Raw genomic sequence first — 22,097 nt, 5'->3', positions numbered from 1 at the left:
GGCTCACCGTCTTCAACGTCTCCGGTCCCGATCGATTCCGGGGTTGCTGAGGTAGTATGGGAAGTTCTCGTTGTTCACGGTCATCGGCTCGCCGCCGACAGAGAGCCACCCGGTGAAGATTCCCTTGCCCGGAATGTTCAGCCCAGTTCGGAGGCAGTCTTCGTCCCGAGCAAGCCGTGCTGGGGAGTTTGGCTTCGGAATCCGATTGACAATGCCGCTCTCAATATCATCCGACCCTACGTTCTTGAGAATCGCTAGCGGCTCCAACTCTGCGACTTGGACGTACTCTGACTCGTCGAGTTCAACGTGCGCGCTGATCTGATTGTGAGCGTCGGATTTGTCGTCGAGATCGGTGTACGGCTCGTAGCGCAGCGAATCGGTTACTGCGAACAACTCGCTACTATCGTCCGGGTACGGAATCTGTACGTAATCGCCCAGGCGGATCCCCTCTCTCGCACCCGTTCGAATGAACGCGTTCACCTGATAGTCCCGTCTGCTGACGTGGATCTCCTCACTTGCGAGGACGTGGCCAAGTTCGTCATCAGCGGGTGTGGACACGCCACTCGGGACCGTTCGCTCCGGCATTTCAGTACTGTCAGACTCAGCGTCTGTCGCACCTGGTTCGTCGGTTGGTGTCTGTTCGGACTCTTCGGAGTCGTCTGCGACCGGGTCGTTGTCGAGAATGTCGTCGACGTTGTCACTCATAGCTTCGGGAATCTTCGAGGTGGCTCCAACGGCCGTCGCGGTTATAGTCGAACGCGGACTCGACCGTTTGGAGCGCGTCGCGGATCGTTTCGCGGTTGTCGGGACTGATGCGTGCGATGCGGTCGGCGCGCGCGACGGCTCGCGGCACGTCGCTTTGACGGGCAATTTCTTTGAGCGCTTTCAGGAGGATCTGTTCTCGACGCTCCTCATCAGTGAGGAACAGTACGGGCGTCTCGATTCGGAACACGTTCCCCGTTTTTGGTGTGCGAACATACGCGAACGCACGCCGGTACGCGTCTGGTTGACCGTGGCTGAGTTCATCAGACACGGCTGTCAGCAGGTCGAACGAGTTGCCCCGGAGTTCGACGTCTGTTTGGACGAACCAGGAGGTGTACGTGAGGTGGTCAAGGCTGTCATCGCGGAGCACTTCCCCGATGAACTGGTGGTCGCGGAGCCACGGAACGTCATGTAGCGTCCCGTGTGGGCCTCGGAGATCGTGTTGTGTGATCTTTGTTCTGAGTGAGTCTGTGAGCTCACCCATAGAGGAGGTCTTCACGACGCCCAACACGGGGATGTCGCGTTCAAAACACGCATCGACGACTGCGACGTAGTTCTCGATGACGTCAGTGGGAAGATCCCAGTTGCCGATCGGTGCGCCTCGCCCGGCACGGTCGAGTAGCGTCCAATAGATGACGCTGAGCGGGTACACAGAGCCGTCGAGGAACAGTGGCCCGTCGACCACGTCGAGACACCGACGCGCGTGTTTCCCCTCTGCGAGCCGCTGTACGGTGGACGTCAGAATCGAGGTGACGTTCGCCCGTTGGCGCATCTCGGGGATGCGAATGATTTCGCCTTCGACACTCCCACGTTCGGTCTGTTCGTGGTGGAGTGTCACATCGTCGTCTTCGAGGTATACCCCAGTAACCACAGTCCCTCGGCGCTCGGCACTTCGATCGCTGTCAGCGCCGCTCACCCCGAGTTTTGCGTGTGCTGTGTCGACGACGAGTCCGTTGTTGTATTCCAACGGCCGGGTCGTACTGGCATCGACACCGTACGTCGGCTCGGTCCACGGGTCATCAGTCCACGTCCCGAGTTCCGCCTTGCGCGTTTTGAAATATTCCGGCTCGCCGATCGGTTCGACCGTTCCCCCGTCATGGGTGAGGAGGCTGAACAGGTCGCGGGCGTGTGCGGCCTGATCGTCCACCTCGCGTGGGATGCCAGCGTCGACTCGTTCGGCGAGCTGTCGCACCACGTCGAAAGCGCGTTCGTCCATTTACTCGTCACCTAGGATGCGTCCACCTCGATGTACGTCAACTCTACTGGCGTTCGTGTCTTCGTCGATCGAGACTTCGATCTCGTGTTCAGCCCCCTGAATAAGTCGCTCGTCATGGGAGACAACGATCACTTGCGGGACGTCCCACTCGGAGATGCTGTCAAGCATCTGTTCGAGACGCCCGATGTGGCCCTTATCGAGGAACGTCGTCGGCTCATCGAGGATGAACGGCGGGAGGCGACCGCTGTCGCCCTCGCGCATCTCGGCGATGAGTTTGTAGATGCCGGCTCGGAGCGCGAGATTGACGATGGCACGTTCCCCGCCGCTGGCGTTACTCGGGTGTTCGAGCGTCCCGTCGTCACGAAGCAACTGAATCGCGTATGGCGTGCCATCGGGCCCCTCCTCAAGAATGCGCACCTGCTGGTAGCTACTGTTCTTGTAGATGTCGCTGAAGATGTCGTTCGTGTATTGGTTGATGTAGGCGAGGTACTGCTCACGGAGGTCCGCCTTCGTACTTCGATACACCGCCATCATTCGATCGAACTCGTCAGACCGCTCTTCGGCCCACTTGCGCTTTTCTTCCTCGAGTGCGAGCTGGTCGCGGAAGTACTCTAGATTCTCAAGGTCGTTTACAAGCACTGTCCGCGCTTCCTTGAGCGAGTCTAGTTCCGCGGTCAGTTCCTCAAGCGTGGCCTCGCGCTCCTCGATCTTCTGTGTCGCCGTTTCCAACTGTTCTCGCTGGGCTTCGACGTCGATCGATCCGAGTTCATCGCTGAGCGCATCGATTTCCTCCTCAACGTCAGCAATCTGCCCGTTGAGGGTCTCGATCGTGTCCTGTGCGTGCCCGATATCCTTCTGGTGGCCTTTGATCGTGGTCTCCAACTCGGCGATCGCTTCGTATGCGTCAACCACGTCGGCAACGAGTTCGCGCTGTTCCGTTGCGGTGTCAACTGCTTGCTGAGCGTCTTCGAGGGCTGCGTCGGCCTCAGCAACTGCGTCGCGTTGGGCTTCAATCTGCTCGTCGTATTCGTCGAGCTCTGCGTTCGCGTCAGCGATTTCCGCTTCGAGTTCTTCTTGTTCAGCTTCGAGATCAGCAAGCTCATCCGCAAGGTCATCCCGTTCCTGCCGACGTTTCTCAACGGTTTCGAAGGCCGCCACAACCTCTTTGCCGTCCTCAATCTCCGCTTCGAGCGACTCAATATCCGATTCGAGGTCAGCGATCGTGTGTTCGAGGTCGTCGACCTCCGACTCCGCAGATTTGAGCTTGGCCTCAGCGTCGGTGAGCTCGGACTCTGCCTCGGCATGATCGTCCTGTAACGACTCACGCTCGTCTTCGAGCGTACTCACGCGCTCAGCTTTTAGGTTGACCGTGTCGTCACGGAAGCCCCGCAGTTCAATCGCATCTTCACGACAATCGTCGAGAGCGTCTCGCCGGTCGACGAGCGCATCGCGTTCTTCTCTCGCCTCGGCCAGTTCGGCTTCTACCTCAGTGAGTTCGGCGTCGATATCCGCGAGCTCGTCTTCGACGTGAGACGGATCGACGTCTTGGCCACACTTCGGGCACGTCGCTACTCCATCGAGTGCCTGTAGCTCCTCGCGGTCCTCCTCAAGCGTCGTTTTGCGCGCTTCGAGTTCGGTGACCGTCGTGTTCGCCGTCTCGATTGCGTCCTGTACTTCCCCTTTCGCTTCCGGGATCCGTTCGTCGATGAGGCTCTGTAGCGTGTCGCCAGATACGCTCAAGTCAACGGTGTCGAGGTCGGCATCGAGAGTCTCAAGATCTTCCTCGAATTGATTTTCTGCCTCCGATTTCGCCTCATGGGCATCTTCGAGTTCCGACTCCACCTCTGCGAGGTCGTCCGACAACTGGTCTATCTCGTCATGTGCGTCCGTGACAGCCGCCTGCGCTTCCTCGCGTGTCGTTTCGGCTGCGTCGAGAGACGCCTCAGCAGCGGCACGCTCTTCCGACAATTCATTTTTCTCTGTCGTCAACGCCTCAATGCGTGTGTCGACGGCCTCACGCGTCTCGTCAGTGATTGTGTCCGGACAGGAGTCGTCTGGGAGGAACTCAGTGGTTACAGCCTCTCGCTTCTCGACGGCAGCTGTAACCTCTTCCTCCGCAGCCTCAACGTCATCCACGATGTCCCCTTTCTCCGCGAGCAGGTGGTCAAGATCCGCTTCGAGCTCTTCGGCTTCCTCGCGTAACGCATCTCGTTCGTCGATGAGTCGGTCTCGCTCTGCCTCCGCCTGGCCGAGCGTTCCCTCTCGATCTGTGTGTTCGATCTGTGCTGTCTCGACCGCGTTTTGTGCGGCACTCAGCGCCTCCTCAGCACGCTCTTCCGTCGACAGATCGGCATCTATCGGGTCTGTTGTCGATGGGTCATCGAGTTGGTCGAGTGCCTCCTGCTTCTCGTCGATACCGTCGCGGCACGTATCGATCTCCGCTTCAGCCTCCGCAATTGCTGTCTCGGCCTCCTCAATTTCCCGTTGTTTCGCCGCTCGCTCTTCGATGAGGTCCTGGCGCTCATCTTCGGCTTCTTCAAGCTCGGTCTGCAACTCGTCGTGATTCTCAAGTCGTTGCTCGACGTCCTCTTTCGCGTCTCGAAGCTCCTGTAGGAACTCCTCTACGTCCTCGATCTCTGCCTGTTGCTCCGAGATCTCCGCTTCTTTGTCGGCGATGGCAGCCTCGTAGCCCTCGATGTCATGATCGAACTGCTCGTCGATGGTCTCACGATGATTCTCAGCAGATTGTTCGTTCTCACTCGCAATGCGACCCATCGCACGACGGGCACCCTTTGCCCGGAGTTCGTAGCGATCGATCCGATCGAGTCCGAGCAAGTCATCGATGAGTTCCGCCCGAGCGTCGTCGTCAAACAGGCTATCGACTTCACCCTGCTGTACGTACACTGACCGGGAGAAACTGTCTTCGTCCATCCCGACCACATCGACGACTTCCGAGCTGACATCACGAATCCCTGAGATGGGTTCCGAGAGTGCGGGCGAGTCAAGCTCTGCGCTGTTTTGCCCCTCCGTATCGATCGACCACGTGACGGTGTACGGTGTCTCTGCCACCTCAAATGTCAACACGATTTCGCCTTCTCTCGTACCTCGCCTGACGATATCGTCGAGATTGAAATCGTTCGACCCGACATTCCGGATATTCGAGAGGAAGAGTCCGCCGAAAATCCCCATCAGCAGTGTCGTCTTCCCGGCACCGTTCTCCCCATGGACGAGCATCGTTCCCTCGGGGAACGCGATCGACTCGTCCTCGTAGCTCCGGATGTTCTGTAGGTGTAGATCAGTGACTTTCATTCGTCAACCTCCATCGATTCGACGCCCTCCGGCGTCTCTTCCGGTCCGGCATCGTCAAACGCTTCGCGCTGGGCATCACGGAGCGACTCAGCGAAAGTGTCCGCGACACGATTCACGTTCGTGTCGAGTTCGTCCGCTTTTCGAACCTGCTGATCGACGTCGAGCGCAACCGTCGAAAAGTCCTCATCGGCGAGTTTCTCTTCGATGGCCCCGTCGAGTCCCTGTAGCGACATGGCCTCGATTGACTCGACGTCAAGATCGACGCGCCCACGATTGTCGTCGACGCTCACGACAGCAGCACCGGCTTCGCGTGCCATCTGCGTTACCTCGTTTGCAGTGACCGCGGCCCGCTCACCGCTCAACTCGATCTTCGCCACAGCCCCCTCGAGGTCGTGTCTCTCAAGCACGTCGCGGGCGTGGGTCGCTCCGTCATCCTCACCGAAAGCGATCTCGAACACCGCGAACGGCCGCGTCTCCAACTCAATCTGTCGACGGTGAATCCCGCTGTTATCGATATCGAGCAGCTGTACAACGCCTGTCTCTTCCTGATCTTTCCCGCCGCGTTCTGTCGCACTCGCGTACCAGACATCAGTTCCGTCCACGACCGAACTCGCTGGCTGGTGGAGGTCCCCTAGCGCGAGCCCATCAAGATCGATCCCAGCCCGGTCAATAACCTCGGAGGCTGGGTAGACACGCCCCATTCCGTGAACAAGCGGCGTGAGGAGTTCGTGCATACACAGAACCGTCCACGCCGCCTCTGCAGGCGGTTCTTCGAGTTCTAAGTCGATATTGTCCCACACGCTCGGCCGCACGGCGTCGATCCCGTACAGCGCAACCTCACCGACCATCGTCGGCTCTTTGCCGAGGCGAGCAGCAGCGCTCGTCCGCCGGAGGAGATCAAGCCACTGCTCGTCGTTTTTCCGTTCGTGGTTCCCCACGATCCCGTAAAACGGAATCCCGTGTTCTTCAAGCGGCTTTAACGCATCAGCGGCCCGCATCACCGTCGGGAGCGACGGAACCGGATCGTCGAACAAGTCGCCCGTATGAATCACGGCATCAACGTTCCGATCGACCGCGACCTCGATCGCCTGCTCGAAGGCTTTTGCAAAGTCCTCACGCCGAATATCCGATCCATACTGTCGCTTCCCTAGATGGGTGTCACTGATGTGGAGGATACGTGTTCTAGGCACTACCAGTAGATGTTAGCGTGGCTATATAAAAGTCGAGTAACCGGAGTGAAAGTGGACGACTGCGGCGACTCTACCGTCGTGATCGCAGTAGAGTGTAGAGTGACTTGTTATACTCTTTACAGCGGCAATTTCTACCCTCTAGATTACTCGTTGACGGCGTTTGTTCGATGAAATTGTATTTGGAATCCCTCTTGTTGCGATGAATAACCATCTATGGGAGCATATGTAAACCGACACATCATTATGACCTGCGAATAGAGTAGAAGTTCAGGTGAATCTCTCTTATCATCATGCGAACCCGCGCGGGGGAAATGAGTCCTTCCTCTTGCGATTTCAATCTGCAAACACCGATAGTCCGACAACCATCTTAGTCGATGCCGGGGCAGAACTTGAGCTTGATCGGATACTGAGTCCCGGCGAAACAATTGACGCTGTCTGTCTCACTCACGCGCACTCGGATCATTACCAGTCTCTAAATCAGTGTGTAGACCCCGACACGTCAGTATACACCTCGCCAGCAACGGCGAAAATCATCGGCGATGTGTTCGATATCGCCACACAACAGACAGGCGTTGAAGCGGATGATTCGATGGTAGCGGCGATCGAACCGGTCGACGAGTGGACGTCGGTCGGATCAGACGTAGCGTTTCATCCGGTTCCTGCCGGCCACGTCCCAGGGGCAGTGGGTACCTATTCAGATTTGAGAAGGATCAAGGTGTCGACACCGGGTATATTCTTGCGACGGGTGATTTTACACTCACCCGGGCGGGCGGCTATCCGGGACTCCCACTTGAGTCGATTCAAGACGTAGATGTCCTCTTTCTCACTGTGGCGACGAGCAGCAACTTCTCTTCAGAGTTGTCTGAGGGGCTAGGTATTGCGCTACAGCAAGCACATAGTGGAATGCAGACACTCGTCACGACAAGCGGTATTGTGGGTGTTCACGTTGCGTATCTATTGGGCGCGTTGATTGAGCAATTAGAACTTGGAGTCCGAGTACGCGTCGTTGGGCAGGCTGCAAAGTTGTATGAGCGATTGGAGTACGAGGCTGACGCTGTCCAACCTGTCCCGGAGTTTTCGCATACCGATGAGGCCTTAGGACGCGGGATAATCACGATCGCAGGCCCAGATGTTCCGAGTGAACGTAGTTCTGGCCGACTATATGGCGTGTTACGGGACCAGCCAGACGCGTGTGTCGTACAGCTGATTGGGTCCGGGCAATCTCCGATTCGGAGCGGACAGTGTACCGTTCATGACTTCCGCATCGTGAACCATCCGGAATACGACGCGCTAGAATCGGTACATGAGTCGGCTAACCCACAGCACACCGTTATCACGCATACACATCGCGGGGCTGGTAACCAATTCAATTATCTCGATAGTAGCGTGTGGTCACCATCGGATGCTGGCGAGTACACGCTGTACGCGAACGGACAGTGGCGCGCACCGCCATGGGATCCCAACGGCGGTCGGACCCCAACGCAAGCCACGACCCAAAGCGTCGGTGCATTAACTGAAACAGACCTCTTTTCCGATGTCGACTTTCCCAGTCTAGCACGCTCCTCAAAGGCCGATCTTGCGGCTGAAGGCATTGATATCGAGCACGTGAAACAGGTACTGGCCCAGGAGACGGCGTATACCGGCCCGACCACAACAGAGGCCTCTGATAGCGATCCTGGCTCCTCGACGGCAACTGCCCGCAAATCAGACTCACCCAGCATGACGACCTCAGATGACAATCAAGACGACGCTACATCCGACTCGCAAGGCTCACCAACCGAATCCGTAGGGCTTGTTCGCACCACTGGCGCATCATTCAACCAACTTGATGACTGGGTTGTCTCCGCAATACAATCCGGAGAACTCTCAAAAGGAGATCTCAAAGAAATCGCACGGCGTAGTCAGCAGTCAGCGACATTGGCAGACGAAACCGAGTCACCTGATGATGAAAATACCGATGGCGCTGGTGATGCCGATCACAATACATCACAATCTGATTCAGTTCGTTCAACCGCTGAGTCTGATGATTCGGACGCTACTACGTCAGCAGACAGTGAGGAGGATGTGGATTCTCCTGGTGCTCCATCCGTGTCGTCGGATTCGAAGCCGGAAACAGAAACAACCGACACTCAATCTACGTCGGAAATTCCGGAAACAGAAACGACCAAGTCTCAACCCGCACCAGAATCGCCCACTACATCGCCTGAGCAGGAAGACCACCGGGCATTCTCCGTTGTGTTAGAGCCGCTAACAACTACACTTGCCACTCACCTCATAGCAGAGACTGACGAAGGTCCGATGACCATCGCTGATGTTGCTACCGACGCGACGACAGCATACCTTGGTGACCGACTTCGTGGAACAGAGACTGAACCGGAGACCAGTGCCACCTCACAATCGTCGATAATGGATCAGGCCTTAGCTGGCGTAGTTGCGGATTCCGATGAGTTCAGTGATCTTGATTCGTTCAAAACCACTGCCTACGGAGAACTGCTTGGAGATCTTGTCGGACTCGACACAGACGACCAGACACCAACTGTGACGATCCGCGTTGACCCCGCACTCGTCGACGCCGTTACCGAGCATCCTTCATCGCCTGCTCAATCACGTGAAGACGTCATTGCTACCGCGGTTCAATGGTACGTTGGGAGTAAGTTGTAGTCTACATCTGAGTTTTGAACTACAGGTTGAAAATTAGATCTGCTAATCGGGTCGTAAAACAATACCTCTGAATATAGTTAACGTGAACTCCCCCGATGAAGGAACTTACAATATCTGGAAATATCTGATGCGATTCGATCTTTCCCAAAGTATTATCACATAAATATGTATTCTATTTAGCATGGGCAAACGCCGACGGAAAGATAAGAACCACGATGTGGGCGATTCAATGCCAGGGACTGTCGGCGACAGTGACGGAACCACTCATGACGGGGAAGATGGGCCTACGTTTACTCCTGAAGACGTGGCGGCGACCGAACCCTCTAGTAGTCACTCAAAACAACAGGGAAAGAGTGAATCAAGTCGGCATGATGATAATGAAACATTTGAATCGGACAAAGAATCGGTAGATTCACAAGAAAAATCGACTCGGATGAAATACGCCGAGAAGTACGGCAATTCGTGGCCAGAAGACCGAAAACGCCGGTTCCTCAGAGAACATGATGTTTCTTCTAAAGAAATGGGTTGGAAACTGAAAGAGTAACTATCGGGAACGAGAGTGAAGCAACATCAGGAGACTAGAAGCTCACACACGGAGTCCATCTGGCACCCCGCTCATCTTAACTGACATCGGCTCAACACTCACCGAATAGTGCTCACACTGTGTGCCGCGTCGTGGTGATACCGCTGTCACTGATTGTAAGGACTGTTACAAACGCGTCGCGGTCACGGTACGGCCAGCTCACTCGGGCTGCAGGCCCTGTGTACAGAACTGGCGTTCCATCCTGGGTCTCGAACGCATACCCATTCTCGAAATCATCGTGTTTCGGTCGGTGCTCATCTCCGACTAGCACGCAATCAAATAACACGTGAGACTCTGTAAGTAACTCATCAAGATCAACATCCGCAACGCTTCGGGACCGGTACGGTGTCATCCCCTCGTGTAGACACAATACGTTCGGCCCCGGTGACGCCTTGCCGAACGTGATCTCAGATGGTCGCCACCCCCGCGATTTGTAGGTCCCGACATCGTCGATTCCGACGTTCTCTGCCGACACACCATATACATCAAGCGATCTACCAGCAACTGTCGTCGGAGTCGCGGACAGCTCCGTAAGAGTCCCATCGCTCACCTGCTCTTTCAGCCACGCAATCCCATCGACAGATCCCGAATGCTGCGGATTTGCTGCATTATGATCGTGTGTACCGATGATACAGTACACCGGGATTCCGAGTTGCGACAGGATATCTAAATTCGATGCTGCCGCATCAAGCGTCACCGGATCCACCTCGTGGTCCAAGACATCCCTAGTGTGGAGTACCGCATCAACGTCTTGCTCGATCGCAATCGTTCGAATACGGTGTACTGTTTCTCGACTCGAAATCTCGTCGATCCACGACATTGCCTTCCCACTCCCTGTCTCTGCGCGGTTCTCATACCCGAGGTGGGTATCACTCACAAACAGCACCGTCGTCTCCTCATCACCGGCACCCTGACTCGCGGTTTGCCGCGCCTCTCGAACCCGCGCTGGGTCAAGCAGCACATCGACACCCACTCCAGGCCGATCAGCCGCTGGTTCAGCCGGGAACTCCGCCAGTAACGCAATTGCCCGGTCCACCTCTTCGCTCGTCACCTTCACCGGAAGCACGTCCCCCGACTCCGGCGCAACCGGGAGTTTCTCATCCGAGGGTACGTAGCGGCGATCCGACGCACGTGGCTCCGCGACCGTAATCGCCGAAAACTCTGTTACTCGCTTCCCGTTCCCATGTCGTTGTGCGTACTCCTTCCGCTTCCCCAGATTCCGGTCTTTCTGTTGCGACCCGTAGCAAGATGCCTCGTCAGCCAACAACTCTCCACCGTACAGAACGGACTTCACCGCCTCCTGCCATTCCGAATCCGCCTCGGAAGGAAGTGATCGATAGAGGACAGCCAGACAGTCGTAGAACTCAGTTAACTCATTCCCAGCACTCATCGTATACAAACCCTCTCTTCCACGTGATAGCAATTGGCTTCTGACGTTGCCCTCCTCAAAAGCAGTCGAATTCTTCGAGAGAAGGTTGATGTGACCGGTGACAGGCGAGCACCCAGACACAAATGCTTTTGCGTGGGGTTTGAGAACTCACGCGTCATGACAAATCACTTAGAGCCAACCGAGGAGTATGACGGGCGAATCAGAGTGAAACTCCTTGATGACCATGCTGAGACACGAGCGATCCCGTGTTCATCCTACACGGAGGCGATAACGCTCGTCAAAGAACATCAACACGAGGTCACCACCGCGAAAATCATCGACCGAGAGCAAGACGTGGTCTTCAGCTCAGCCGACATGGACATCGACGTCTGGGAGTCGATTTGGAAAAACGAAAAGTGTCGCCAATCGGTCAACGTCGAGGACCGCGACTGCCCGTACGATAACATCTCCTGCTTTTTCGATGACCTCTGTGTCCAATGTAAGATGGACAAATTACAGGACGAGTTCTAACCCATTCTGTAGAAGGGGTAGCTCACCTTGTGTAAGTCACGTACGCTACTATTTTGGAACCATCCTACGGAGTGACGCGCAACCAGATTTATTTGTTGCTGTAGACGACATCAATGTGCGTCTCATGCCTGAAAGCGAAACTGAGCATCTTGATTATTACCCGTCAGGGTGGAGCGAGGAGATTCATGACGAGTACTACGTTGAGTGGATATGGGATGACGATCAGACAATCTTCGTCCGCCTTGACGGGACGATGGGCGATGGCGACTATACAGTAACTCCGATCACTGGTGTAAATGTGGATGGTGAAGAGTTCGTGACCAAGCCAATCTCGGGACTGTCACGACCAGAGGCGTTCGACGTCGCAGCAACACTCATCTATGCTATGAATGGGGTCACGGGACGACTCAACGGAGAGGATGAGTTTACGGGCGATACCAGCAACTGATCCTAATCAAAAGAAGGTACAGCGGCGGTTTCTTTGTCTGTTGAAGAGGATATTATGAGGACTCCGGCCGCTCAGCATACGCGATCGGATCACGTGATCCGGCAATCCGGAACGCTTCAACCCGGAACGCACACCCATCGCACGTCCCACATGCTGGCTCCTCGTTCCGGTAGCACGACCACGTCATCTCATACGGCACACCGAATTCTAACTCACCAGAGAGCTAGTGATTCGGACAGCACAGGTGTCCCATGATGATCACGAGACGATAACGTAATGACGACTCGCCGGTTTATTTTCATTCCGATACTGGTGAAGGCCGCGCAATCATAGAATCGCGGTTGCTCACATCTCGTTTAGGCGGCGCTATTCAACAGCGCACAAAGCACAGCAGATCAAAGTAGACTCAATGTGTCGATCCTATCACACAATTTTAGTTGGATTAAAAAACATGATAAGAGTTGATACGTAGAATACTGTAATAGACTCCATGGGAGAAGGTCACACTGCCCAGCGCTGTGAATACACATGGGAAGAAAACTATGATGATAATGTGGCGAATAATCAAAGCTGTTGCTGGCGAAGAACTGTTGACACTGAGGGTATAGACCGATGTTGGTGGCATGCTGATCCTGAAGAGACAAATAAAACTGTTACCAATCTTAAAAACAATCGGGTGAAATCAGATAGAAGGAGTGATAACAAACCGTATGAGCTACTTGACGGTGCAAAACTCAACGGGATTGAGCTTCAAGACGCTATCTGTTTCAGAAATATTGCATTACGTGATGCCGATTTTCGGAACACAAACCTTTCTGAAGCGGACTTCCGGCAGACGGACCTAAGAAACGCGGACTTCCGGCAGGCGGACCTAACAGACGCAAACTTCCGGCAGGCGAACCTAAGAGACGCAGACTTCTCTCATGAATTTGTTGATGGAACTTTTGCAGGATGGGATGAAGAAAGTGTACTTAAAGAGTACGGGCTTTCTCTTTTTGATAGACCTTTTTCAGGTGCCGATTTATCAAGCGCTAATCTTACAGACGCTTGCCTCGTCGAAGCAGACCTACGAAGCGCTACTCTCCACGACGCCGTGTTGACGGGTGCAAATATTGAATCAGGCCGTTTGAATCACCCACCAGTTATTATCGGTCCTAGAACTCAAGTTGGATTCTGTAAGACGGATATTACTGATGCTAATTGTAAAGAAGTTCAATTAAAAAATGCTCAATTAGATGGTGCCGATTTCTCAGACACAAATCTCCGTGGTGCTGACCTCTCTGAGCAGAATCTTGCAGGTCCGATCTTAAATGGTACAGACATGACGAGAGCAGACCTCAGCGGTGCTAATCTTTCCGATGCGGACTTGAGAAATGTTAATTTGGCAAAAACCGCGATAGATCATATCAAGATCGCCAACCCAAATGAAGTTCAAGTAAATTCAGATACGACTGTGGGGATGTTGTTGCCATTACGGACCGGTTTCCGTCACAGACCAATTAATACTCAAAGTAATCTTTGGGAACATAGAGCACGGGGCTATGAAAAACTACGGAAGGTATTTCAGGAAAAAGGGATGGATGATCATCATAAAAAACTATACTCTTATCAACGTCGTGCCAGAGCGAAAGAGGCGCTGCGCCGCAAGCACCCATTTCAGTGGCTAGGTAGCTATTTATCGAGGGTGTTGACAGGGCACGGGGTAATGATATCCCGGGTTTTTTTATGGTCATTAATATTTGTATTATTTCCGGCTCTATGGTATAGTACACAGGTTCAACAGCCGATTGAGGGAGACTCAGTGTACTATAGTGTAGTCACATTTGTAACTGCGCCGCCACATCCGATATCAGGAGTACAAGGAGAAATCCAATTAATTGATATCAGCAAGCAGAATATAACTGAATTCATTGTGCTATTACAGACATATGTCGGGACGGCGCTCACCGTTTTGTTAGGATACGTGTTGAGCAATCGTGACATTATTTAATCATTCATTCATAGCGTATTGCTAGTTACAAAACACATCTCAGGTGACCTCCTCCTCGCCGTAAACGGCGAGGCTTCCCACGGCACTACACCGCTGGGTTGGGATATTTGCTGGTTCACGGCCTGTCGGCATGACAGGCCGATGGCGGGGCCACACCGCCGTTACTCCTATCCCGGCAGGGGACTCGGAGTTATCTTGACCGAGACACCACAGCGGTTCGAGAGTGTGTCTCGAACGTTCTGGGCCTCGGAGTCCCGATATTGTGCATTTGAGTGGGCGGTGTGACCGCCTCGGTGTACGTCATGCTACGATACACTATTAGTTAAATATCCGTATTGTTGCTGAACGTAGGTTGTGGAGGCGATGTCGGATTCACGCCCGCCGTGAACGGCGGGATTCTCTCCTCGAAGAAAGATAGTCTTAGGTAGAATCAATGCTCTATATTGAGATACCGCTCTATTCTTTTAGCCTACTTCAGTCAACAATTGATGTAGGGGCTGGCTCAAAACAATCCTGCTCTATGAGCCATGATTTGAAACCCCTATAGAGCTGGCTACAATCTGCTCGGCCGGATGGTTCTTCAGCACAGAGCGTGTCCCAGTTGCCAATAAGCACTAGTCTGTACTTCGCGCGGGTTAATGCGACGTTCAATCGTCGAGGTCCTTCATCTGGGAATGAGAGGAATCCGGAGTTCCCACTCTCATTCGACCGGCAGAAGGACATGATGATTGCCGCTCGTTCACCCCCTTGGAACGAATCAACTGTATCCACGACGATATCAGCAGTACGCGTGTCAAGTCTATCTAACTCCTGTCGTATTGTCTGGATTTGGCCTGTGTATCCGGTGATGATTCCTATTTCCGACTCCGGGACCCCTGCTTCCCGAAGTTCGTAGACGTGGTGGGCAACGACTTCTGCTTCACGTTCGTTCGTATACGTCCGCCCATGGACCTTCTCCTCATCACCGGCGACTTGATGTGCGACTACTGGGGAGAAATCAAACATCGTGTAGTCGCTGTCTCTCTTAGCTGTGACTACGTTACTGTCATAAAATTGGTCGCTGGGAAACTCGGCTATCTGTTCGTGCATTCGGTACTGTGTAGTCAGCATCACGGGCAAGTCTTGACCGTATCGCTCAACAAAGTGCTCATATAAGGATACCTCCATTTCTCGTTCTCGCAGCTCTTGGGAACCGTACGGCGGGAGCTGTTTGTGGTCTCCAGCCAAAATTATCTTCTCTGCAGCGAGATCCGGGAGAAATGTGGCAGGCATTGTCGCCTGTGAAGCTTCGTCCACAACTACAACATCGAACTCGTTACGATTAAGCTCCGCTGTTGAACTCATGGTCGCCCCTATTACATCGGCGTTCGAACGTGCAATGTTGGCGTAGTGTTGACGAACGACCGGATTTTCTGACCCAGAACCAATCCGGGCGATCTCCATATCACCATTCAATGCTGCTTCGTGTAGACTCCCTTCTTCCGGGTCTTCTTGCGTTGAACCGCCAACTAACAGGTTGTCTGTCGCTTGGTTTGAGTGAGCGCAAGCAAGTACGTCCATATCTTGCTGGACGAAGTACCGGATTAGCGCAATTAGTGTCCGAGTTTTTCCAGTACCAGGGGGACCATGAATCAATGCAACTTCATCGGCTGCGATTGCCTGTTTCGCAGCCAACCGCTGAGATTCATTCAACTCCGGAAAATTGGGTCGCAAGGCACGTTCTGGGGTGAATTCAAGGTCATCATTCCCAGTAATCGCCGCTCGTTCTGACGAAGAATCACGAACTGTGCAAATCCCGTTGAGTTTACGATCATGAGGGACGGGATTGAACAACGGGTAGATGGCAAGGAGCGCATCTTTTCCCGCAAATCTCCGTTGAAGCTCTGCTTTCTCTGTTCGATTGGTTCCGCTTTGGAGTGTAACAGTAAAGCCCTTAGAATCAACTTCTTTTACGGTCGCTTCAACTGGGAAAGTATCTGGTGACTCGTCACCGGGCGGAGAATCAATCAGCACATCATTGTCGATCCAGATGTCCGTTGCTACGGAAATAAACTCATCATTTTCCAGAATATCGCTGTCTTCTGGGATCTGAACATACCATTGTTTTGCCCCCGAGTTTGACGACGTACTAACTACTGGAACAACTTCATGTACCCCTCCATGACTCCGCTTGTATTCCCATTGGCTTAGGACTCGATAATCTTCCAACTTCGTTTGTTTCTTTTCATCTTTTTGAGATCTGATGAAGTCATGTAGATGGTCATAAAGATCATCAGCACGGCTTTTAGACCACGATGACGGGGAGATAGATTCCGGTAGCGTTTCTATGAGTTGTTGGTCCTCCGCAGACAATGTTTGAAACGATGGTTCAGAATCTGGCTCAAAATCTGGATGCCAGAATCGAAGTCGCCATCCGCACAAAGTTTGTCCCACGTCGCTGACGCTAATCCGATTCCGCCTGTCACGGTCAGTATCGTAATATGCGTATGTTGGCCCGAATCGGGTCTTTTTGTAAATAATGTACTCCGCCGTGAGTTCCGGCGAATCCATTTCGTGTAGCGGTATTCGCAGTTCCCCTGACGTGTACAGCGCACTGTATTGTGAAAGTGTGCTTCGAATCGCCTGAACATCAACTCCGCTATCAACTCGCCAGTCGTCTTTTTCAATTAATTTCTGCTTGTCTGCTTCAAACAGCTGAGGGTTACGGCTAGAATTAAATTCATCTACCATTGAATCCAAATCAATAGATACCATCTACTTCACCACCTCTATATCCCTACAAATAAGATTATTGTTACGAGGAGTGGCCTAAGATGATGAGTGTGATCCAACCGAGGGCTCCCAGTGGAGATGGTTTACGCTTCTCAACAGTCTCGTATACCGGTCCGGCCCCTAATTCAGAAACTGTGTCCGGACCATTGATGCGTAGCGTGTAGGTCTTGTCGACATTCAGATATCGAACTTACGCACGACCCGTTCCGTGAGAAGTGGTCAGAGGCGTGGAGGCCCTCAACCGAGTACCTCGGTGGGATCAAGCTAGTAATCACCGCTGACATTACCAAGAGTCAGTTCTTGAATTTGATCGAGTAGTGCGTCCATTCTCTAAATCCGGAAACCCGTCTATATGTCTTGTTTGCCGAGATTATGTCAACTCCTCCGTAACCACCTTGTGCGGAATTTGATATCGAATGTTTTGAGCTGTTCTTCTGGAGCAGAGGTCCACCTGTAGAGAGTTCCCTTACAGCAGGACCCCCTTCGGCCCCCTTACAGTAGAACCTTCTATCTATGATAACGCCGAAACGCGCGCGCATTAATAGCGCCCGCGTGCGTTAATCGCGCCCGCGCGGTTACCACGCGCGTCAATTAATGCGCTAGCGCACCCGGGGCCGAGCGCACCCGGGGCACACAGCCGAGCGTGCCTGTACCCGGCCGCCCAGCCGCCCATATGTGCGCATCTGCGCTGCGTATGCGCCCATATACGCACATACGTCCGCGAAAACCGAGGATAAGTAAAAGTATCGCAGAAAGTTATTTATCATTCCCCCGATTTTGTAGTTCTGTGCTCCCCGAGCCTGGAAGTCACTGAGGAACTGCTCGCTCACCGCCGGCCGAACACCACAACAAATGTCCGTCACACCCCACCCGACGACGCACCAGCCGCTCACGACCACTCACGCCACGCTGCGCCTCGCTGAGCGCTCCCCCGAGACTGACCACTCCGTCCAGACACTCTGGAACGACGGGGTAACCGCAGAGCTCCCTGACAAGGATTTCGACGGTGCTCGCTACTACCCGCCTGCCGATGTCGTTATCTGCCGAACTGGCAACGCCCTTGTGACCGTACTCGATGCGGCTGCGACTCGTGTCCGGACGCCTGGTGCCGTACAGTGCCCGGAGTGTGAGAAGCCGCACGAGGCAGCGCTGATGGACGCCTGCCCGTGGTGTGGCGCAGAGACGCCCGAGGGGCGGACAACTGGGACGATTACTGTGCGCTACACGGAGGGTCGATAATGGCGGTTCGAGAGGGTCTCACCCACCTCACCGATCTGAGCGGCTCTGGCGACAACGTCCTCGTGAAGGCGCTTGTCACTCACATCCAAGACCTCGACAGTCACAAGCCGTACCAGAAGGGCTTGCTGCGTGATCGGTCGATGAGTGACGATGAGGTCCGGCCGTTCGTGGTGTACGATGCGGACCTCCGTTTAGACAAGGGGAAGGTGTACGTTCTCAACGGGACTGATTACGAGTACGCGCCGTCGGGTGAGATTCAGGTCGTGCTTGGGGAGGACGCGTACTACGACGAGATTGTAGACACGTCAGAGTAGGCCACCCAAGACGCGCTGAGTGGCGCACAGTCTCCTCATGCTCCCGTTGGGATCATTTTCAGTGGTCTCCCCCGCAATAGCTGATAAAATCTCTCTCGCGGCGTCTCTCGGGTTATTTTTAATTGGGTCTCTGGCAACAGTGAATGTTGTGTCGCCAACGACGAACGTGGTGTCTCGTCGATGATAGCAGCAGAGATCGCAGAACGTGGGGTGGAACGCAAAGATTAGAGAAGCTACGTGAAGTTGCTACAACTGATTCTGATGAGGATGTCCGGTCAGTCGCACGGTTAGCCGTTGGTAGCATCGAGGAGTGAGTCTCACTCTTTCGGCTTGCTAGTCTCTGAGTGTTCTATCAGGTTCAGCGAGGTTGGTGGCAGTGTGCTGTATACCTCGTGCGAACACGTAATGATGGGTGCGTCCCGACTAGAGACATTCCGAGACGCTAGCACACGCGCGATCCGACGGGTATGCCGAGCGGCCGGAGTTTTCGTAATCCATTGCCACTGGTGGTCAGTTCGGTTGGAAAGATCACTCACCAGAGCGACTCGATATGCTGCTCGATTGCTTCGAACACCGTTGAGTACACATCGAGTGGATGATCCGAAGGAAGGTCGAGATCTGAGATGTTCGTCCCGGTTGGTGGTTCGTGGAAATGGAGCCGAGTGTTGTGTGTGTTTGGATGCCGATCCCAGCGGCACTCCCAGTGGGTGTTATTTCCCCGGGTCTCGACGTAGTGAATGGAAAAATCACCGGTTGTGAACCACCGGATATCGACTCTGGCGGTGGCCACCGCGTCGGGATACCGTTCAGTGTCAAGGGTTGCGGTGAGCAATCGTGGTTCGTACGCATCTGGGTCGAACCGGGTGGCAGCAACGAGTGGGTCCGTCGTCAACTGTTGTTCAAGCAGGCGTAACGTTTGTCGGTCGGGTGGACCCGTTGAGCCAGCCGCTGAATCCTCTGGGGGCGGGCTCATCTCAGGCGGGGATCAGGTGTCCGTCGTTCTGTGAGAGTTGCCGGGCGAGTTCGTAAAGCCGAATATCTCGAATGACTCCTTGCCAGTCGCTTACTGCGGTCATGCGGTCGTGGATCGTCTCGTGGTCCTTGGCGTCGAACACCGCAACGGTGTCTGGGTCGGTGGTGCCGAATTCGGTTTCGTATTCTGTCCGTCGTTGTTCGAGCGCTTCGACGCGGTTGAGAATCGCATCGACAGAAAGGTCCGTGGCGATCCGACTCGCCTCTTGCCACTCGAGATATCCGTCGTGTCGCTGGTACCTGGCCGGGCGGCTGTCAGTATCGGCGCGGGCAATACCCATCTCTGCGAGGCGATCGAGGTGCTTTTTTGCTGCGTTCGGAGAGCAGTCTGCGAGCTCTGCGACATTCGTGTACGTCGTTGGTGACGTGAGACCGAGGACGACATCGTAGACACGGCTGAATGTATCCGTTCTGTCCTGCCAGCGTGGCGTCTCTGCTGCTGAGTCAGGAGCCGGGTCAAACTCGCTCATAGAAGCTTCTACGGAACGAGTCTCAATATATCTTTGTATCAATCATATATGTGCGATTTCGTGTAGGGTGCGTTTCATTGGTGCTCGGACAGGCAGGCCGATGGCAGAGCCCGTGCCCGAACGGGGGGCGACCTGCGAGCGGGGATTGGAACTTGGCGTGCCGTACGACGTGACGTGGTCGTGCTACCGCGACGAGGAACCGACGTGCGGGACGCGTGATTGTGTGCGTTCCGGCTTGAGGCGTTCCGGAACGCTGGGTCACGCGATCCGATCGGGTATGCTGAGCGGCCGGAGTTTTCGTACTCCACGAGTCGATTTTACTTGGCCCAGAATGCCTCGATCCGTTCGTCAAGACGAGAGAGTACGGAGGCGAGCACGTCGCGCCACTCGGGTGGATACTCAGCATCGTCGCCTGGTGTTGCTACATCCGGAGGCGAGTGGAAGTGCTCGCGGGTATTGTGGTCGTTAGGGTGGCGATCCCATCGACACTCCCACGAATTGTTCGTCTGATACTGCTCGGCGTAGTGGATGCTGAAGTCGTCGGTCTCGAACCATCGGATTCGAAGCGACGCGCGCGTGACCCCACTAGGGAAGTACCCGAGGTCGTAGTCAGCAACGATAGCGTTTGGCGCATACGAAGGCCGTGTATGGACACTCTCGAATCGGGCGGTTCGGAGTAGGTGAGCAGCAATTCGGTCGAGAACTGCAGCATCGATTGGGCCAGTACTGGGTGGATCGCCCGGCTGCTCAGGCATCGATGTGACTGGGAGTGCTACCGGAGGCCGGGTGGTCACGTCGCGCCGCGTCGAGGAGCGCTGCTCGCTGTTCGAGTGTCTTCCACTCAGAGAGCGCCTCCCACGCGTCTTCAGTTGCTATGTCTTGACTGGCGTCGACGAGAGAGACGTCGTTCGGATCGTCTGCGTCGAATTGCGCTCTGTACGCTTCGATTTTGTCGAGTGTGTCTGTAAGGAGGTCAACGATTTCCTGCTCGGAGTATTCGTCGCGGATACGATCGATGCGTCGCCACTGAAAGTACGCGTCGTTGCGCTCGTACCGGACGGGCCGCGCGTCGTGACGATGGACCATGCCCATCTCGTTGAACCATGCGAGATAGTCTCGGGCAGTCTCAGTCCCGCAGTCAGCGAGGTCAGCGATCTCGGAGACCTTTGTGGGAGTTCGAAGCCCGGTGATGACATCGAGGAGCCGTTCGCGGATCGGTCCGTCTTTGAGAAGCGTCTCAGGTGACTCGAGTTCGGTGAGGTCCGGCGGCGATTCCGCACCGTCGTACGCTTCCTCAGGGATGTCAGTAACGTCCATGCGTGTCGCCTCGTTAGTACAGACGTCGGTTCGTAGCGATATATATCTGTGGTCTACTGAATTAATTCTGTTTTACCGTAGCTTGGTGTATCGTACGAATGACGTGGTCTTGTTACCGCGATGAGGAGCCGGCGTGTGGGACGTGTGATGCGTGTGTATTCCGCCTAGAGGCGTTCCGGAATACCGTGTCACGTGATCCGATTGGCTCTGCTGAGCGGCCGGAATTTTCGCATTCATCGGCCAGTCCGCGTTCTGCTTTTGTAGCGGTGCTGTCTGTCCACCCTCTCGGTCGCATCCGACAGAACGCTTATTCGAGCGGTCCGCGAAGGAAGAGTATGGCGAGTGCGACACGCGACGCATCCAACAAGGAAGGCGTCGAGTTCATTCATGAGGATGACGGCTCGATCACTGCGAGAGATATCGAGACCGGTGTCGCCTCCTTCGGCGAGACGAAAGCGGAAGCGCTCCGGATGCTTGCGGAGGCGATCGAACTTCACGAAGGGGGCGGCGAACCCGTCACTGATGAGGATATCGAAGAGTGGGACCTCGAAGAGACGGAGCCCGGTGACAAGGAGCTTCCCGAATTTATGCGGTGAATGGTCCGGACGAACTTCTCTGGGCGCGAGATTGCGTCTGTCCTCCACGACTTCGGGTACAAGCGTGTCGGTCGTGTCGGTAGTCACCTGAAAATGCGGTATGAATCACCAGATACGGACGAAGTCCGGATCGTGACTGTTCCTATGGCGTCAGAAGACGCGATCCCGACCGGGACACTACAGTCGATTGCTGACCAGTGTGGAGCCGACGACTTCCACGTGTGGTGTGAGTGGATCGACGAGCATCGGTGACGCTCCGCTCGACACCGACTCGTCGGCCGTTTATTCTCGCACACTC

Annotated in this window: 18 protein-coding genes and 3 pseudogenes; 10 read left to right on the top strand and 11 right to left on the bottom strand. The window is 54.6% G+C overall.

Annotated elements, in window-relative coordinates; translation table 11 throughout:
• Positions 1-12: 12 nt before the first annotated feature.
• The 4 genes from KI388_RS15310 to KI388_RS07325 are packed head-to-tail and all read right to left on the bottom strand — an operon-like array spanning position 13 to position 6,477.
• The gene (locus tag KI388_RS15310) at positions 13-705 is read right to left on the bottom strand and encodes a hypothetical protein (protein WP_251133235.1); all 693 of its coding nucleotides are present in this window, start codon (positions 703-705) and stop codon (positions 13-15) included.
• Positions 698-1,978 (bottom strand): DNA double-strand break repair nuclease NurA, encoded by a 1,281-nt coding sequence (locus KI388_RS07335; RefSeq protein WP_215088667.1) that lies wholly within the window; start codon positions 1,976-1,978, stop codon positions 698-700. Before KI388_RS07335 ends, KI388_RS15310 begins: the two co-directional genes overlap by 8 nt.
• Complete coding sequence (locus KI388_RS07330) at positions 1,979-5,287, bottom strand: AAA family ATPase (protein ID WP_215088666.1); 3,309 nt, start codon at positions 5,285-5,287, stop codon at positions 1,979-1,981. It lies immediately after the preceding gene.
• Complete coding sequence (locus KI388_RS07325) at positions 5,284-6,477, bottom strand: DNA repair exonuclease (RefSeq protein WP_215088665.1); 1,194 nt, start codon at positions 6,475-6,477, stop codon at positions 5,284-5,286. Before KI388_RS07325 ends, KI388_RS07330 begins: the two co-directional genes overlap by 4 nt.
• 1,266 nt (positions 6,478-7,743) lie before the next feature.
• Between KI388_RS07325 and KI388_RS07315 the strand changes: the two genes are divergently transcribed.
• Positions 7,744-9,138, top strand: coding sequence for a hypothetical protein (locus KI388_RS07315; protein ID WP_215088663.1), 1,395 nt, complete (start codon positions 7,744-7,746; stop codon positions 9,136-9,138).
• A 181-nt stretch (positions 9,139-9,319) separates the two neighbouring features.
• Positions 9,320-9,682: a hypothetical protein gene (locus KI388_RS07310; protein WP_215088662.1), complete on the top strand. Its 363-nt coding sequence runs from the start codon at positions 9,320-9,322 to the stop codon at positions 9,680-9,682.
• Positions 9,683-9,794: 112 nt separating this feature from the next.
• On the opposite strand, the gene KI388_RS15305 is transcribed toward KI388_RS07310, so the two are convergent.
• On the bottom strand, positions 9,795-11,111 hold the full coding sequence (locus tag KI388_RS15305; protein WP_251133234.1) for a metallophosphoesterase: 1,317 nt from the start codon (positions 11,109-11,111) through the stop codon (positions 9,795-9,797).
• 156 nt (positions 11,112-11,267) lie between these two features.
• Here KI388_RS15305 and KI388_RS07300 point away from each other — a divergent pair, with 156 nt between their 5' ends.
• Complete coding sequence (locus tag KI388_RS07300; protein WP_251133233.1) at positions 11,268-11,621, top strand: hypothetical protein; 354 nt, start codon at positions 11,268-11,270, stop codon at positions 11,619-11,621.
• Positions 11,622-11,745: 124 nt separating this feature from the next.
• On the top strand, positions 11,746-12,069 hold the full coding sequence (locus tag KI388_RS07295) for a hypothetical protein (RefSeq protein ID WP_215088661.1): 324 nt from the start codon (positions 11,746-11,748) through the stop codon (positions 12,067-12,069).
• 52 nt (positions 12,070-12,121) lie between these two features.
• Here KI388_RS07295 and KI388_RS07290 read toward each other — a convergent pair.
• Positions 12,122-12,280 (bottom strand): annotated as a pseudogene (locus KI388_RS07290) (7-cyano-7-deazaguanine synthase); the annotation flags it as partial.
• Positions 12,281-12,559: 279 nt separating this feature from the next.
• On the opposite strand from KI388_RS07290, the gene KI388_RS07285 reads away from it, so the two are divergent.
• Complete coding sequence (locus KI388_RS07285; protein ID WP_215088660.1) at positions 12,560-14,059, top strand: pentapeptide repeat-containing protein; 1,500 nt, start codon at positions 12,560-12,562, stop codon at positions 14,057-14,059.
• Between the two features lie 474 nt (positions 14,060-14,533).
• On the opposite strand, the gene KI388_RS07280 is transcribed toward KI388_RS07285, so the two are convergent.
• Complete coding sequence (locus KI388_RS07280) at positions 14,534-16,813, bottom strand: AAA domain-containing protein (RefSeq protein ID WP_215088659.1); 2,280 nt, start codon at positions 16,811-16,813, stop codon at positions 14,534-14,536.
• A gap of 1,256 nt (positions 16,814-18,069) precedes the next feature.
• Between KI388_RS07280 and KI388_RS07275 the strand changes: the two genes are divergently transcribed.
• Positions 18,070-18,384, top strand: a complete 315-nt coding sequence (locus tag KI388_RS07275) for a hypothetical protein (RefSeq protein ID WP_215088658.1) — start codon at positions 18,070-18,072, stop codon at positions 18,382-18,384.
• A 532-nt stretch (positions 18,385-18,916) separates the two neighbouring features.
• On the opposite strand, the gene KI388_RS07270 is transcribed toward KI388_RS07275, so the two are convergent.
• Both KI388_RS07270 and KI388_RS07265 read right to left on the bottom strand, forming a co-directional pair.
• Positions 18,917-19,357, bottom strand: coding sequence for a hypothetical protein (locus KI388_RS07270; RefSeq protein WP_215088657.1), 441 nt, complete (start codon positions 19,355-19,357; stop codon positions 18,917-18,919).
• A 1-nt stretch (position 19,358) separates the two neighbouring features.
• The gene (locus KI388_RS07265) at positions 19,359-19,886 is read right to left on the bottom strand and encodes a sugar-specific transcriptional regulator TrmB (protein ID WP_215088656.1); all 528 of its coding nucleotides are present in this window, start codon (positions 19,884-19,886) and stop codon (positions 19,359-19,361) included.
• A 136-nt stretch (positions 19,887-20,022) separates the two neighbouring features.
• On the opposite strand from KI388_RS07265, the pseudogene KI388_RS15300 reads away from it, so the two are divergent.
• A pseudogene (locus KI388_RS15300) lies at positions 20,023-20,186 on the top strand (7-cyano-7-deazaguanine synthase); the annotation flags it as partial.
• Between the two features lie 17 nt (positions 20,187-20,203).
• On the opposite strand, the gene KI388_RS15635 reads toward KI388_RS15300, so the two are convergent.
• Together KI388_RS15635 and KI388_RS07260 are read right to left on the bottom strand one after the other, a co-directional pair.
• On the bottom strand, positions 20,204-20,641 hold the full coding sequence (locus KI388_RS15635) for a hypothetical protein (RefSeq protein ID WP_345777403.1): 438 nt from the start codon (positions 20,639-20,641) through the stop codon (positions 20,204-20,206).
• A complete protein-coding gene (locus KI388_RS07260) occupies positions 20,634-21,203 on the bottom strand; it encodes a FaeA/PapI family transcriptional regulator (protein WP_215088655.1) in 570 nt (189 codons plus the stop codon). The genes KI388_RS15635 and KI388_RS07260 overlap by 8 nt, the downstream gene beginning before the upstream one ends.
• A gap of 98 nt (positions 21,204-21,301) precedes the next feature.
• Between KI388_RS07260 and KI388_RS07255 the strand changes: the two are divergent.
• The 3 genes and pseudogenes from KI388_RS07255 to KI388_RS07245 all read left to right on the top strand — a co-directional run.
• A pseudogene (locus KI388_RS07255) lies at positions 21,302-21,433 on the top strand (7-cyano-7-deazaguanine synthase); the annotation flags it as partial.
• Positions 21,434-21,538: 105 nt separating this feature from the next.
• Complete coding sequence (locus KI388_RS07250; protein ID WP_215088752.1) at positions 21,539-21,799, top strand: hypothetical protein; 261 nt, start codon at positions 21,539-21,541, stop codon at positions 21,797-21,799.
• Positions 21,800-22,051 (top strand): type II toxin-antitoxin system HicA family toxin, encoded by a 252-nt coding sequence (locus tag KI388_RS07245; RefSeq protein WP_215088654.1) that lies wholly within the window; start codon positions 21,800-21,802, stop codon positions 22,049-22,051. It abuts the gene before it with no gap.
• Positions 22,052-22,097 lie beyond the last annotated feature (46 nt).

The sequence above is a fragment of the Halorubrum sp. 2020YC2 genome, from assembly GCF_018623055.1.
In the GTDB taxonomy this organism is placed as follows: domain Archaea; phylum Halobacteriota; class Halobacteria; order Halobacteriales; family Haloferacaceae; genus Halorubrum.
This window is presented reverse-complemented; position numbering and strand designations above follow the sequence as displayed.